Annotated in this window: 11 protein-coding genes; 4 read left to right on the top strand and 7 right to left on the bottom strand. The window is 62.9% G+C overall.

The genetic code is table 11. The features are described from left to right. Positions 1-97: 97 nt before the first annotated feature. Positions 98-1,606: a winged helix-turn-helix domain-containing protein gene (locus tag C4N04_RS06780; protein ID WP_077993648.1), complete on the bottom strand. Its 1,509-nt coding sequence runs from the start codon at positions 1,604-1,606 to the stop codon at positions 98-100. Positions 1,607-1,750: 144 nt separating this feature from the next. On the opposite strand from C4N04_RS06780, the gene C4N04_RS06775 reads away from it, so the two are divergent. The 3 genes from C4N04_RS06775 to C4N04_RS06765 all read left to right on the top strand — a co-directional run bounded on the left by C4N04_RS06775 (position 1,751) and on the right by C4N04_RS06765 (position 4,235). Continuing rightward, positions 1,751-2,920, top strand: coding sequence for an MFS transporter (locus C4N04_RS06775; protein WP_077993651.1), 1,170 nt, complete (start codon positions 1,751-1,753; stop codon positions 2,918-2,920). Between the two features lie 114 nt (positions 2,921-3,034). Then, positions 3,035-3,541 carry a MarR family transcriptional regulator gene (locus C4N04_RS06770; protein ID WP_096762759.1) on the top strand — a complete coding sequence of 169 codons (507 nt, stop codon included), beginning with the start codon at positions 3,035-3,037 and terminating at the stop codon, positions 3,539-3,541. Between the two features lie 13 nt (positions 3,542-3,554). Further along, complete coding sequence (locus tag C4N04_RS06765) at positions 3,555-4,235, top strand: GNAT family N-acetyltransferase (RefSeq protein ID WP_009996873.1); 681 nt, start codon at positions 3,555-3,557, stop codon at positions 4,233-4,235. A gap of 72 nt (positions 4,236-4,307) precedes the next feature. Here the strand turns inward: C4N04_RS06765 and C4N04_RS06760 are convergent, their stop codons facing one another. Then, entirely contained in the window at positions 4,308-7,154 is a 2,847-nt protein-coding gene (locus C4N04_RS06760; RefSeq protein WP_096762801.1) for a M16 family metallopeptidase, read from the bottom strand. A 301-nt stretch (positions 7,155-7,455) separates the two neighbouring features. Here C4N04_RS06760 and C4N04_RS06755 point away from each other — a divergent pair, with 301 nt between their 5' ends. Further along, positions 7,456-8,436 (top strand): substrate-binding domain-containing protein, encoded by a 981-nt coding sequence (locus C4N04_RS06755; RefSeq protein ID WP_077993655.1) that lies wholly within the window; start codon positions 7,456-7,458, stop codon positions 8,434-8,436. A 65-nt stretch (positions 8,437-8,501) separates the two neighbouring features. Here C4N04_RS06755 and C4N04_RS06750 read toward each other — a convergent pair whose 3' ends face one another. The 5 genes from C4N04_RS06750 to C4N04_RS06730 are packed head-to-tail and all read right to left on the bottom strand — an operon-like array spanning position 8,502 to position 13,577. Then, positions 8,502-9,767: an ABC transporter substrate-binding protein gene (locus C4N04_RS06750; RefSeq protein ID WP_009992734.1), complete on the bottom strand. Its 1,266-nt coding sequence runs from the start codon at positions 9,765-9,767 to the stop codon at positions 8,502-8,504. A 25-nt stretch (positions 9,768-9,792) separates the two neighbouring features. Continuing rightward, positions 9,793-10,626: a carbohydrate ABC transporter permease gene (locus C4N04_RS06745; RefSeq protein ID WP_077993657.1), complete on the bottom strand. Its 834-nt coding sequence runs from the start codon at positions 10,624-10,626 to the stop codon at positions 9,793-9,795. Beyond that, positions 10,623-11,546, bottom strand: coding sequence for a sugar ABC transporter permease (locus tag C4N04_RS06740; protein WP_077993659.1), 924 nt, complete (start codon positions 11,544-11,546; stop codon positions 10,623-10,625). Before C4N04_RS06740 ends, C4N04_RS06745 begins: the two co-directional genes overlap by 4 nt. Beyond that, positions 11,539-12,750 carry an ABC transporter ATP-binding protein gene (locus tag C4N04_RS06735; protein ID WP_106795642.1) on the bottom strand — a complete coding sequence of 404 codons (1,212 nt, stop codon included), beginning with the start codon at positions 12,748-12,750 and terminating at the stop codon, positions 11,539-11,541. The genes C4N04_RS06740 and C4N04_RS06735 overlap by 8 nt, the downstream gene beginning before the upstream one ends. After that, positions 12,747-13,577: a metallophosphoesterase gene (locus C4N04_RS06730; RefSeq protein WP_077993661.1), complete on the bottom strand. Its 831-nt coding sequence runs from the start codon at positions 13,575-13,577 to the stop codon at positions 12,747-12,749. The genes C4N04_RS06735 and C4N04_RS06730 overlap by 4 nt, the downstream gene beginning before the upstream one ends. Positions 13,578-13,631 lie beyond the last annotated feature (54 nt).

Genomic DNA, 13,631 nt, shown 5'->3' with positions numbered 1-13,631 from the left:
GCGGTCGGCGAAGGCGTGTCCGGGCGGCCTCTTGTCGATATCCGGACGTCGCCGCGCCATCCATGGCACGCTCGCCGGCCGTGAGTGCTGCGGCGGATCAATCCGGAAGACCGGCCTTGCGGTAGCCTTCTACGAAATGGTCAAGCACGCGAGCGTCGCGAAACGGTTCGGTCGCCGCCCAATGGCGGATGGAAAAGCCGGGGTTGGCAACAAGGAAGAGTTCGGTCTCCGCCTGCGCCTCGTCGAGCCGGCCGAGCTGAGCAAGGCTTGCCGCCAGGAAACGGCGCGAGCTTGTGCGATACGTCTCGTCGCGGCGCAACGTCTCGACGGCGGCCGCATATTGCCCGGCCGCATATTGTGCCTGGCCGAGCGTCAGATAATACCAGCTTGCCGGAAACGGGTTCAGCCGGAACGCCTTGCGAATCTGCTCAAGCCCCTCCTCGACCCGCCCTGCTAGAACGGTAACGTCGGATAATGCCGCAAAGGTATCGGCCTCGTTCGGGTCAAGTTCGATCGCCTTGGCGAACTCCGCATCCGCCGCGGCAAAATCGCGTTCATAGGCAAGAAGGTAGGCCAGCACCCAGCGGCAGCCGGCATCGTTGGGGTCGATCGCAACGGCCTTGCGCGCTAAGTTTAAGGCGATGCTGCGGGTCGCTTCCGTCGGCCCGCCACTATGAACCCACCCCATCCAGTGGTTCATGGCCAACCAGCGATAGGCCTCGGCATAGTCGGGGTCGAGAGCGACTGCGCGGGTCAGCATCAGATGCGCCTCCTCAGCCGCCTGCGGGGAATCATCCATCAGCTTGCGCGCCCGCACGCAGAGATCGTAGGCCTCAAGACTTCTGGGCCGATGGCGCGGCGGCGGGGTGCGCAGTCGGCCGAGCAACGCCTCGACGATTCTGGCGGTGACCTCGTCCTGAACGACGAAAATATCGTCCATGCTGCGATCGAAGCGTTCCGCCCACAAATGAGTGCCGCTGAGGGTGTCGACCAGCTTGGCGTTGACGCGCACGCGCCCCGCGGCGCGCCTCGCGCTGCCCTCCAGCAGGTAGCGTACGCCGAGCTCCTCGGCGATCTCCCGTACGTCAACCGCCCTGACCTTATAGGCGAAGGCCGAGTTGCGGGCGATGACGAACAGACCCGGCATTCTCGAAAGGTCGGTAATCAGGTCCTCGGTCAGCCCGTCCACGAAAAATTCCTGTTCGGGATCGTTGCCGATGTTCAGGAAGGGCAGCACGGCGATCGATGGTTTGGCAGGCAGCGGCAAGGTCTTTCGCTTCACGCCGCTCAGCCGCTGCATGGCACCCGTGAAGCGGTAGCCGACGCGCGGAACCGTTGCAATCCATTCGCCGCCGTCGGCAGCGGGGCCGAGCAGCTTGCGCAGCTGCGCGATCTGGACGGTGAGGTTGCCCTCCTCGACCGCCATGCCCGGCCAAGCCGCGTCCATCAGTTCGGCCTTGGCAAGGATTTCGCCGGATCGCCCGACGAGCGCCGCAAGCAGCTTCAACCCGCGATGACCAATGGCAACGGGTTCATCATTCCGAAGGAGCGTTCCCGCCTCCGGATCAAGCACGAACGGACCAAAGGCAAAGCGCAATCCCTGCATAGAGCGGATCTATAGTCCGTTTGGAAGTTTTTGAGAACTTTTTGGAGCGGCTTAATTACGCCGCTCCTTCTATTCCGCAGAATTTATCCTCTTTCGGGCGGGGCTTCTGCCCCCTCACCTATGCCGACTGACGAGGAGATCTGCATGACTGCCGCAAGCACGACAGCACAGCAAGACGATCGGATCCGCGGGGCCGCGATGGCAGGCATCATAGCGACGGTCACGGTGTTTGCCGTGGCGCAAGGGCTAACCTATCCGCTGCTGAGCTTCATCCTGGAGCGCCAAGGAACGGCCTCTGGTCTGATCGGTCTGTCGGCGGCGATGACGCCCCTGGGCTTCATCATATCGGCACCCGTAATTCCAGCGCTCTCGCGGCGGGTGGGCGCAGCGCGGCTTGCAACCCTCTGTTCGATCCTGGCCGCCTTCACCCTTATTGCAATAGCCGGGCGGCAGGACGTCTGGGCCTGGATGCCGCTGCGTTTCCTGCTCGGCTTCTTTGCCAATCCACTCTATGTCATCAGCGAGACCTGGCTGATCGCGATCACGCCGGCGTCGCGCCGGGGCCGCATCATGGGCCTCTATTCATCGATCGTTTCGGCCGGCTTTGCCGTCGGTCCGCTCTCGCTCGGCCTCAGTGGCACGGAAGGCTGGGCACCCTTCCTGATCGGCATTGGGGCCTTCCTTGGCTGCGGCCTGATCGTGCTTGTTGTTGCCCTCCGCCTGCCTGACATGCCCGGCGAAGGCGAGGCAATATCGGTCGGCGGCTTCCTTGCGCGGGCGCCGCTGCTGCTGTTTGCGGTTTTCACCGCCGCCGCCTTCGAGCAGATCCTGCTCTCCCTGCTTGCCGTCTATGGCGCGGCACTCGGCAGCACTGAAAGCCGCATCGCTTCGCTTATCACCTGTTTCGTTGCCGGCAATGCCGTGCTGCAGATCCTGCTCGGGCGCGTGGCGGAACGGTTCGGCGCGACGCGGACCATGTTGTTCTGCGTCCTCACTTGTCTTTCCGGCTGCCTGCTGCTGGCGTCAACCTTCACCACCTGGCTCATCTGGCCGCTCGTTTTCATCTGGGGCGGCGTCTCGTTCGGGCTCTACACCATGTCGCTGATCCAACTCGGCGAGCGTTTCAGCGGTCAAGCCCTGATTGCCGGCAATGCGGCCTTCGCCTTCGCATGGGGCATCGGCGGCATGGCGGGCTCGCCCGCGGCCGGATTGGCAATGCAACTGGTCGGGCACCAGGGGCTGCCGTCGTCCCTCGCCCTACTCAGTTGTGTCCTGGCGATTTCTCTGTTGGCCGCGAGGCGGCGTGACCAATGAAGGACCTCGCGTGCTTTCGATAAGTCCCCTCCGGCCGCTAGATACCTACTCTTGAATTTCGCGTTGCAAATATATAACGTGTTATATAACATTCAATGCAATTGGAGAGATTGAATGGTCGAAGATGTGGTGCGAACACTTGGCTTTTTGTGCCTGGGCAGCCGGTTGCGTCGCATCGGCGAGAGACTGCAGGCCGATACGCAGCAGGTCATCGACGAGGCCGGCGTCGGCATCCAGGCAGGTCAGTATCCGTTCCTCGCAGCGATCGACCGGGCCGGGCCGCTGACGATCGGCGAGCTTGCGCAGGCGGTGGGCATCACCCAGCCCGGCGTGACGCGGACCATCGGGCAGCTTCTCGAACTCGGCTTCGTCGATATGCAGTCGGCGCCGGACGATCAGCGCCGCAGATTGGTGTCGCTATCCGACAAAGGACAGGAACTCGTCGATCATTCGAAGGCAACCATCTGGCCGCGCGTTGCGGCTGCGGTTGCGGATCTCTGCGGCGACCTCGACGGACCGATCCTCGAGCAACTCGCTGCCATCGAGGACGGGCTGGCGGCACTGCCGCTCATACGACGGAGCACGGTTGCAGGCCCGCACGCCCTTTCCACCGCGCAATAGGGAGAGAAAGACGATGAATCACGTGCTTGACCGGCCGATCTGGAGCGCGCTCAAAACCGCGCATGCCGCTCTTGCCGAAGGCAACAGCTACGCACGGCGATACCCACCCTCCATCGTTCCCTTCGCGGCCTCTGCCGACGATAGCCTTGAGAGCCTCGATGCCTTGGAGAATCTGCCGTCAGCGGAAGAGAAGATGTTTCTCGTCGAGGCCGGGCCGATCGCGATTCCAGCGGGTCTTGCCGTCGTCATGGAGGCGCCGGTGACCCAGATGGTTGCCGAGCGGCCTCATGAGAGGATTTCGGATTCCCGCATTCAGCCGCTGACCGAGGCCGACGCCGCCGACATGCTTGATCTGGCGAGCTTGACCAGACCCGGGCCGTTCACCCTGCGCGCTCAGAGCCTGGGCAGCTTCTGGGGGATCAGGCATGAAGGCCGTGTGGTGGCGATGGCCGGGCAGCGTATGCGGCAGACCGGTTTCATCGAGCTGAGTGGCCTTTGCACCCATCCCGACTTCCAAGGGCGTGGCCTCGGCACCCTGCTGTTCCGCTTCGTTGCCGGCGAAATCGCTGCTAACGGCGACACGGCCTATCTGCATGTCTATGCCGGGAACACCTCCGCCATTTCCCTCTACAAGGCGCAAGGCTTCACGCTTCGCTCGGAGATGAACATGCGGGTGGTCAAACGCCGCGCCTGAGTTGTTGCTCAACGGCCGGGACGGTGTCTCCTCCCCAACACCGTCCAATTTAAGGGGCTTCGGTTCGAGAAACTACCTTACGGCCGCCGGCAGCACTTCGAACTTCCAGAATTTTTCCGGGCGGAAATAGGTTGTGGCGAATTCGCGGATATTTGCGGCCGTAACCTCGTTGTAGCCGCTGAGATTGCTGCGTATGCGGTCCAAACGACGCGGATCCGTCTGGGCGCCGCGCAGATATTCAATCCAGTACTCGTTGCCCTGCCGCTGGTGTTTCAGTGTCTCGATGATGGGTTCGCGAGCGCGTGCGAGCTCGTCGGCAGAAACATCATGCGACCCGAGATCGTTGGCGATCTCGTCGACAAGTGCATAGAAGCGCGCGAGCTTTGTCGGATCCGTCTCGACGTAGAAATAGGCGTAGCCATAGCCGGGAATTTCCCTCGACAGATTAACGTCGCCGTCCAGCGCGTAGCTTGCTCCTTCTGCAATACGAAACTGGTCGGTCAGCCTATTCTGGAAAATCTGGGTGGCAACATTGGCGGTGAAGGAGCGCGGGAGATCGGAGAGCAAATCGCCGACGGGAACTCCGACGACGGCGGCGGCGCTATCTGCCCTTCCGTTATGGGTCTGCAGAACGGGCTTCTCAGTGGCCGCCGGAAAACGCACGTTACCCCAATCATTACTCGGCGCCGCCTCCGGGCGTGGCAGCAAAGCGCCAAAGGTTTCAGCTGTCAGCCGGATGGCGTCGTCCACCGTCACGTCGCCGACGATGGTGATATCGATCGGGCCATTAGACACCACAGGCCGGAACAGCGCCTCGAAATCGTCCGGCCTGGCGGCGGACAACTGGGCGCGATCCGGAAAGGTCCAGCGCGGATCGCCGGAGTGGACCAGACCTCCGAGGTTACGGCTGACAACGCCGCCAGGGGTGGCCTCATACTGATCGAGGCCGCTCAAAAAGGCCTGCTGCACCCGCCTGAACGCCTCGGGGCGGTATGCGGGATCGGAGGTGTATGCCGTCATGAGCTGCAATTGCGTCGCCAGATCCTCAGTCCGCGTGCGACCGTCGAACTTGAAGGAGCTGTCGCCTACCGAGACGTCAAGGCCGACGATGTTGGCGGTCAGCGCCTTCTGGATATCCTGGTAGTCCATGGCCTTCACGCCGGACAGCGCGACCGCCGGCGATGCCCAGATCGGGAGGGGACGGTCATGCGGCAAGTCCAGCCGGCCCCGGCCGATATCCTCGCGCACCAGCACTTCATTGGCGCGCAGCTTGGTCGGCTTGACGGTAAGCCGTACGCCGTTGGAAAAGCGGACCATGGTCAGGCCGAGATCTTCGACGGCGCGGCGTTCGACCACAGCGCCCGGCGCGCCGAAATGGGTGTAGGGCCAGGCGACATCGGCTGCACTGGAGGGCGCCGAGACGGCAATCGCCTTGGAAGCGTGATAGACCTGCCGGAGCGCGTCGGCTCCGCCCTGCGGCGATTGGGCGGTCTGGAGCACGATCTGCGGACCATTGCCGGAGAAAGCACGCTGCAGGGCCTTATTGACCTCGGCCGCGGTGACGCCGTTCGTCACCCTCTCAAAGAGCGAGAGGTCGTCGGCCGGCGACGTGAAGACTTGATTGTCATCGACGCTGCCAGCCAGCGCCGAAGCGATATCGGTGGTCGTGCGCGTCGTGGCTCCGGCGGCAGCAGCCTTCAGGGCTGAGCGATATTCGAGGATTTCGCGATCGATCTCAGCCTGGGCAACGCCGAACTGTTGAATACGACGCTGTTCCTGGTCAATGGCCCCGAGTGCCGTCTGCCATTTGTCCGGTTCGGAATTCGCCGTGACCAGGACGACATGAGCGGAATCTAGGAGATCCTGGGAGCCGACGCCCGCGCTGATGAAAGGCGCATCCGGCTTGCTGGCGATGGTGCTGACTCGGCGTTTGAGCACCATCAGGCCCAGATCTTCAATAAGCTGCGTGCGGCGCTTGGCCAAGGTGTCGGGTGCGGCGTCATAAGGACGCGTCCAGGCGATCTGGACGCTGGTCATGCCGCCGGGAACGACGATGACATCCGCGCTTTCGCCTTTCGCCTGTAGCGCGCCAGTATCCTGACTTGCAGGCGTAGGTCCTATGGCTTTCCAGTCGCCGAAGCGCTGCCGGATTTCGATTTCCATGGCAGCGGGGTCGATATCGCCCACCACGATAAGCGTTGCCCGATCGGGCCGGTAATTGGCCCGGTAGTAATCGCGGACGAGGTCTACAGGCGCATTGCTGATAATATCGGCTTTACCGATCGGCGGGCGCATGGTCACGCGCCGGCCGGCGAGCAATGAATTCAGGATTGCGAGCCCCGCGCGGTACTGCGGCGTATCGCGCAGCCGCTCTTCCGACAGGATGACGCCGCGCTCGCGATCGAGGGCGCCGGCATCGAGGGTCAGCTCGCTCGCGGTTTCTCGCATCAGCATCAGGCCCGTGGATAGCGTCTCTGGATCGACCTCGGGCAAATCCAGTGCATAGACAGTCTCGTCATAAGAGGTATGGGCGTTGGTGTCCGGTCCAAAGGCCAGGCCCTTGCGCTGCAGGATACGGATCATTTCGCCTTCGGCGACATGCGTCGAACCTTTGAAGGCCATATGTTCGAGAACATGCGCCAGGCCCTGCTGGTCGTCGTTTTCCTCCAGTGAGCCGGAGCCGATGCGAAAGCGGATCGCTGCCTGTCCTGATGGCGTGGCGTTGCGCATGATTGCAAAGCGCATGCCATTGGCGAGCACGCCGAAATGGACATTGGAATCGGCTTGGATGTCGCTTTGCGTTTGCGGCCAAGCGGTGGACGGCGTGTCGGCATGGGCCGGCGATGCAAAAATTGCGACAAGGGAGACCGTCGCGAGAAACCGCCAAGCGGCGGCGCATTCCATTTGTTTGGGAGACATTCTTATCCAGGCGATGAGCATGAAGAGAGGAAACGACTTTGAACCGACCATTCCATAAGTTGCATATTGCTTCAACTTCCATGTGTGAATGGATAAGACGCAGATAATTCGGGTTAGAGCTCGCGGGAGCTCCATAGAAATCTTAGAATTATTGTATAGGCTGTTGATATTTAAATCTTATGATCGTGGCTTCCGTCGTCATTCCCGATGAATTCCCCACACCTCGTCAATTGTCAGATCACTGTCATCGAGCCCGACTAAAAGATTGCGCTTCGACGCTGTGACCAGGAGGGCGCATTCGATGGCGACATTGCAGCAAGTCGCATTCCGGGCAGGATGTTCGCTGGCGACGGCAAGCCGGGTTCTCAATCGCAACGGACCGGCCAGCGATCTGATGGTGCGCAAGGTGCGCCGTGCCGCCGCCGAACTCGGTTATCGCCCGGCCGGCCATGCTGTCGTGCGGCTCGGGCGCAGGCCGGTAATCGGCGTCTTGATCCCGAGCATCACCAATCCGGTCTTTGCCTCGTCGCTGTCGAGCATCCAGAACCGCATGCTGGTCGCCGGCCATGGGGTGTTGATCGCTCAGTCGAATTACGATCCGGCACGCGAGGCCGATGCCGTCGCCGCACTCCTGAATGACCGGCCGACCGGGCTGATCCTCACCGTCTGCGACCCGTCGACGAGCGAGGCGCTGCTCCCCAAGCTGCCGCCGACCGTGCTTCTCAACAACCTGCCGACGGCGCAGTTTCCGGCGGCCGTCACCGCCGATAATCGCGGCGCCGGCCGGGTGATCACGACGTTCCTGATCGGCATGGGCCACCGCCACATCCTCTTTCTCTCCGGCAATTTCGCCGCCTCCGATCGCGCTCGTCTTCGCTACCAGGGTTACCTCGACGCCATGGCCGAGAACGGCCTGACGCCGCTCGACGCTATTCAGATCTCCTTCGTCGGCGGCTATGACCAGCTCGATCTCAGTGCGGCGATGACCTCGCTTTCGCCGACGGCGATCATCGCCTCCAACGATCTTCTGGCGCTCGGCGTCATCGGCGCGCTGAAGCGCGAGGGGCTGTCGGTGCCGGGGGATGTTTCGGTCGCCGGCTTCGACGGCATCGCCATCGGCCGGCTGATCGATCCGCCGCTGACAACCATCGAAATGCCGGATGCCAGCATGGGCGCGACGGCCGCCTCGCTGCTGCTCGACATGGCAGAGAATGCCGCCCCTGCCCGCCACCTCGACGTCGCCTATACGCTGCGCCGCGGCGGCACGGTGCGCGCCATCTAACCACCCGGAATAAAGGGCCGCCGCGCGCTCGGCGTGGCGGCCCCTTCTTCTGACGCGGAAAACGATCAGCTGCGCGGCAGCATCCCTTCGACATCGGCGGCTGCATCGTCGAGCGCTTCCTTCGGCTCGGCCGACTGGTCGACGATGCGCGAAAGATTGTCGACGATCGTCTGGGTGACCTTGACACCGTTGGAGCCGGGGAAGGCATACCAGGGGATCATGACCGGCATCTGGCTGAGGCCCGCCTGGAACAGCGGGTTCTGCTTGTAGAAATCGCCGAGATATTCGGGCGACTTGGCGGCAAGCTCGTTGTTCGGGACATAACCGGTGCCGGGCACGACTACCGAGGCGCCGTAAGGGCCGGCGGCGAACTTGGCGAACTTCCAGGCGGCGTCTTGCTTGGCGGCGTCATGGGTCAGGATGACGACGGCATTACCGCCTGTGGGAAGGCGGCCGTTCACCGGATCGATCAGCGGGATCTTGGCGGTGCGCAGATCGAATTTATTGCCGACATTCTTGATCGTGTTGCGCAGAGCGCCTGTGGTCTGGAATTCGAAACCGACCTTGCCGGCGGCGAAAGCCTGTTCGCCGGCGGGCTTGGTGAAGACGGGCATGCCGCCCTCGGTGACCAGACGATGCAGGACCTCGACGGCCTTCTGACCTTCCGGACCGTTGAAGGCGACCTTGCTTTCGTCATCGCTCAGCATCTTGCCGCCGGCGCCGAAGAGCAGCGCCGAAAACATCCAGTCGTCGCCCTGCCAGCGGAAATCGATGCCGTCGACGCCGTTGCCGAGCGCCTTGATCTTGCCTCCGAGCGCAATGACCTCATCCCAGGTCTTCGGCGGATTGTCGGGATCGCCGCCGGCCGCCTTCACGAGATCGGCGTTGTAATACATGATCGGGTTGGAGGTCGCGAAAGCGAGGCCAACCTGCTTGCCCTTGACCTGGGCGAGCTTGAGGATCGTGTCGGAGAAGCCCTGCTCGGCCATGTTGCCGTCCTTCTTGACGAGCGGGCCGAGGTCGACGGCGACATCGCGTTCGTCGAGCATGCGCAGGCGGTTCAGGCCGATGAAGGTGATATCGGGCATTTCGCTGGTGCCGGCCTGGCGAAGGATCGTCTGGATGCCTTCTTCATAGGTGGCCGAGGGGCTGGCGAACTGGATCTTGATATCGGGGTTCTCAGCCATGAACTTCTTCGAGATCGTGTCCATCACGTCCTTGAAGAAACCCGGCATCGGGTAGTGAACCGTCAGCGTCGTCTCGGCATGCGCGGGAAGCGCGATTGCCATCGATACGGCCGCTGCGGCGAGAATCTGGGTGATAAGTTTCATCGCTCGTTCTCCTGGTTGAAGCCGGTCAGCCTTTGAGACCGGTCATGGTGATGCCCTCGACGAAACGCTTCTGCGCAAGCAGGAAGGCGGCGACGAGGGGAAGGGTTATGATGAGGGTCGCCGCCATCAGTGCGCCGTAGTCGTCGCCGGCCTCGGCGGCGCGGAAATACATCAGCCCGAGCGGTGGCGTGGCATAGTCCTGCTTGCTGATGACGATCAATGGCCAGTAGAGATCGTTCCAGTGGGCGACGACCGAGAAGATGGCGAAGGCGGTGACGGCTGGCCAGGCATTCGGCACGATGACGCGGGCGACGATGCCGAGCTCCGACATGCCGTCGAGGCGTGCGGCATGGATGAGGTCGTCAGGCATGGCACGGAAGAACTGCAGGAACATGAAGATCGCGAAGACCGAAATCGTAAAAGGCGCGACCAGGGCGGCATAGCTGTTGAGCAGCGCGGCGCGGTCGAAGGCGACATAAAGCGGCAGCGCGGTCGCATGGATCGGCACGAGAAGTCCGAGCATGACCAGCACCATCATGGCCCGCGCCGCGCCGAAACGCAGCTTCGCCATGGCATAGGCGCAGGGGATGGCCACCAGCACCTGAAAGAAGAAGATCAGCCCGCAGACGACAACGCCGTTCCACAGGAGCCGCGCCATCGGCACCCGGCTCAAGGCCTTGGCGAAATTCTCGGCATAGGCGAGATGCGCCGGGATGAGCGACAGCGACGAGGTAAAGATGTCGCTCTGCGTCTTGCCCGCCGCCGAGATCATGAAGACGTAGGGCGACAGGAAGATGATTGCGCCCAGCGAAAGCAGCGTCAGGCGGATGATCCTGCCAAGGGAAAATGCGCTCGTCATGTGTAATGCACCCGGCGATCGAGAAGGCGGTATTGCAGGAACATCAGCACCACGAGGATCAGCAGGAAGACCACGGTCATCGCCGAGGCGTAACCGATGCGTAGGTAGACGAAACCCTCCTGGTAGATCGTGAAGAGCAGCACTTCAGACGCCTTGTTCGGGCCGCCCTCGGTCAGCGTTTTGACAGTCTCGAAGACCTTGACCGCATTGGTGATGCTAATGGTGATGACGAAGAGCGTCGTCGGCCCGAGCATCGGCCAGGTGACCAGCAGGAAGCGATCGAAGGCGGATCTGGCGCCGTCCACTTCGGCCGCTGCGTAAAGCTCCCGCGGGATTGCCGTCAGACCGGCCAGAAACAGCACCATGTTGAAGCCGGCCGATTGCCAGACGCCGATGATCGACAGGCTGTAAAGCACGGTGCCGGAGCTGCCCAGCCAGTTCGGACCGGCCAGACCGACAAGTGACAGCAGCGCGTTGAGCGGGCCGATCGTCGGGTGGAACATATATTGCCAGACGGTCGCCATGGCGACGATCAGCGAGGCGACCGGCAGGAAATAGGCCGTGCGGAAGAAGCTGCGCGCCGCGGTCTCGCTCTCGATCAGCAAGGCGATGCCGAGACCGAGCAGGATCGAGACCGGCGCCACGATCGCCGTATAGAGCGTCGTATTCCACAGCGATTTGCGGAAGGTGCGGTCGGTGATCAGGTGAGCGTAATTCTCGAAGCCGACGAAACGGAACTTGCCGTAGCCGAGTTCGAAATCGGTAAAGCCGAGCACGACGACAGCCGCGACCGGCAACAGCACGAAGAGAAAGAGCAGGATCATCGCCGGCAGCACCAGCATCCAGGCTATGCGGGCCTCGCTGCGGCGATGGGCAACGGCGGAGTTATCAGGGATGGCCATGGAGGCGAGGCTAGCCATGCGCCCACTCCCGCTGGACGTCGGCATCAGCAGCGCTGAGCCCGGCATCAGCGGCGCTGAGCCCGGCATCACTACCGGCGACGAAGCCGGCCAGCCGGCTGCCGTCCTCGGCAAAGATCAGCGTGCGGCCGGGCGACAGTCGCAGTCCCACGGCATCGCCGGCCGCAAGCCCGGAGGCTTCGGACGGCTGTACCTTGGCGATGACGGTCTCACCGATCGCGTCGAGCCGACAATGGAGGATAACCTCGGACCCCAGGAATTCGACGCGTTCGATCCGGGCGGCAAGGCCGTCATGCCGGCTCTTGGCGAGAAAGACGAATTCAGGGCGAATGGCGAGCGTGACCGGCATCTTTCCGGCGGGTGAATTTTCAAGCGTCAGCCGCAGGCCGCCGCAGAGAACGACGCCGCCTTCGGCAAAGGCCGGAAGCAGGTTGATGCGCGGCTGGCCGATGAAGCGGGCGACCTCGATATGGGCTGGATCGTCGTAGACGAGCTGAGGACTTGCGATCTGCAGCAATCGGCCGCCCATCATCACCGCGACGCGATCCGCCATCGACAGTGCTTCCGCCTGGTCATGGGTGACATAGAGCGTCGGCACGCCGGCGCGGCGATGCAGGTCGACGATCTCGCCTCTGGCGTGAACGCGCAGATTGGCGTCGAGATTGGACAGCGGCTCGTCCATCAGGAAGATGCTCGGCTGGCGCACCATTGCCCGGGCCAGCGCCACGCGCTGACGCTGGCCACCCGACATCTGGCCGGGTTTGCGGTCGAGCAGATGGTCGATCTTCAGCGAGGTCGCCATATCGCGGACGTCGCGGGCGATCGCCGCACGAGTGGCGCGCTGGCCTGGTATCAGCGATCCGATGAAGGGCAGCCGCTGCACCCTCGAGAGCCGGCGCATCGCCAGCGGCACGGCGATATTCTGAGACGCCGTCAGATGCGGATAGAGCGCGTAGGACTGAAAGACCATGGCGATGTTGCGCTCGGCAGCCGCGACGCCCGACATGTCTTGCCCACCGATCAGAATTTCGCCGCTATCGGCATGGTCGAGGCCGGCAAGGACGCGCAAAAGCGTGCTCTTGCCGCAGCCGGAGGGGCCGACCAGGGCGATGAATTCACCGGCGCCGACATCGAGGCTGACGCCGTTGAGGATCTGGTTTCCGCCGAAGGCCTTGGTGATGCCGCGAAGCGAGAGCGCGCTCATTCGACAGGTTCCCGCTGCTTGACCGCTTGGGGATAGACATCGAGCACAACATCATCGAGCACATGGGCGGTCATGCCGGGAACGGCGACGATCTGGCTTTCGACCCAGGTATCGAACTCGTGAACGACGGCGCCGATCAGGCGCTCGCCCGGCATCTCGCGCTCCATCTTGTCGATGATGAAGGCAGCCGATGGACCCCAGGTCAGCTGAGTATTGTCGAAACGGCCCTGCCAGGCCCAGTGAAGGTGGCCGCTGGCAAACAGCGCCACGTCATGGGCTGCGATCAGATCATAAAGCCGCCGGCGCTGAGCCGGGCGAACGCTCCAGTAGCCGGTATCGCCTTCATCGGGTGCATCGACGAACAGAGGCTTATGCGCGAAGAGAGCCACGCGCCGCCCCGCCCTGTCTTCGAGCGCCTTGGCGAGCCATTCGAACTGGGCCTCCTCCTCGTCATCCTCATGACCGAGAAGCAGCGAATTCAAGCCGATGAAGCGCCAGCCGGCCGCATCCTCGAGCCAGCGATCGTCACCGGCTAGGCTGCGCCAGCGGGCCAGCCGCTCGGCGTTGACGGGCTGGTCGGTTTCCCTGAAGTGGCCGACATCGTGATTGCCGGGAACGATCAGCATCGGGATCGACACTTGCCGCATCAGATCCATCGAGAAGATTATATCCTCGTCCTTGTCGGCGCCGTCGACGGTGAGATCACCGGTATGCACGATCAGATCGGCGCCGGTCGCTTCGATCCAGCTCAGAAGCGGCGCCCAATTGCCGTTGAAATGCGGTTTGTTCGGGCTGAAATGAGTGTCGGTGATCTGGATGATTTTCATGAGGGCGCGTCTCCAAGACCTGGGAAGCGCGTCACGGACGCTCCCTTCTCGGAC

Origin of the sequence: Rhizobium sp. H4 (assembly GCF_003013335.1) — a bacterium.
GTDB classification, from domain to species: Bacteria; Pseudomonadota; Alphaproteobacteria; order Rhizobiales; family Rhizobiaceae; genus Rhizobium; species Rhizobium sophoriradicis.
The sequence above is the reverse complement of the archived record's forward strand: the minus strand, read 5'-3'. Positions and strand labels throughout refer to the sequence as shown.

Excerpts from the sequence above, each read along its gene's own strand:
- C4N04_RS06745 (WP_077993657.1), bottom strand. The coding sequence starts at position 10,626 with ATGACGAGCGCATTTTCCCTTGGCAGGATCATCCGCCTGACGCTGCTT.
- C4N04_RS06735 (WP_106795642.1), bottom strand. The coding sequence starts at position 12,750 with ATGAGCGCGCTCTCGCTTCGCGGCATCACCAAGGCCTTCGGCGGAAAC.
- C4N04_RS06765 (WP_009996873.1), top strand. The coding sequence starts at position 3,555 with ATGAATCACGTGCTTGACCGGCCGATCTGGAGCGCGCTCAAAACCGCG.
- C4N04_RS06740 (WP_077993659.1), bottom strand. The coding sequence starts at position 11,546 with ATGGCTAGCCTCGCCTCCATGGCCATCCCTGATAACTCCGCCGTTGCC.
- C4N04_RS06780 (WP_077993648.1), bottom strand. The coding sequence starts at position 1,606 with ATGCAGGGATTGCGCTTTGCCTTTGGTCCGTTCGTGCTTGATCCGGAG.
- C4N04_RS06775 (WP_077993651.1), top strand. The coding sequence starts at position 1,751 with ATGACTGCCGCAAGCACGACAGCACAGCAAGACGATCGGATCCGCGGG.
- C4N04_RS06770 (WP_096762759.1), top strand. The coding sequence starts at position 3,035 with ATGGTCGAAGATGTGGTGCGAACACTTGGCTTTTTGTGCCTGGGCAGC.
- C4N04_RS06730 (WP_077993661.1), bottom strand. The coding sequence starts at position 13,577 with ATGAAAATCATCCAGATCACCGACACTCATTTCAGCCCGAACAAACCG.
- C4N04_RS06755 (WP_077993655.1), top strand. The coding sequence starts at position 7,456 with ATGGCGACATTGCAGCAAGTCGCATTCCGGGCAGGATGTTCGCTGGCG.
- C4N04_RS06760 (WP_096762801.1), bottom strand. The coding sequence starts at position 7,154 with ATGTCTCCCAAACAAATGGAATGCGCCGCCGCTTGGCGGTTTCTCGCG.
- C4N04_RS06750 (WP_009992734.1), bottom strand. The coding sequence starts at position 9,767 with ATGAAACTTATCACCCAGATTCTCGCCGCAGCGGCCGTATCGATGGCA.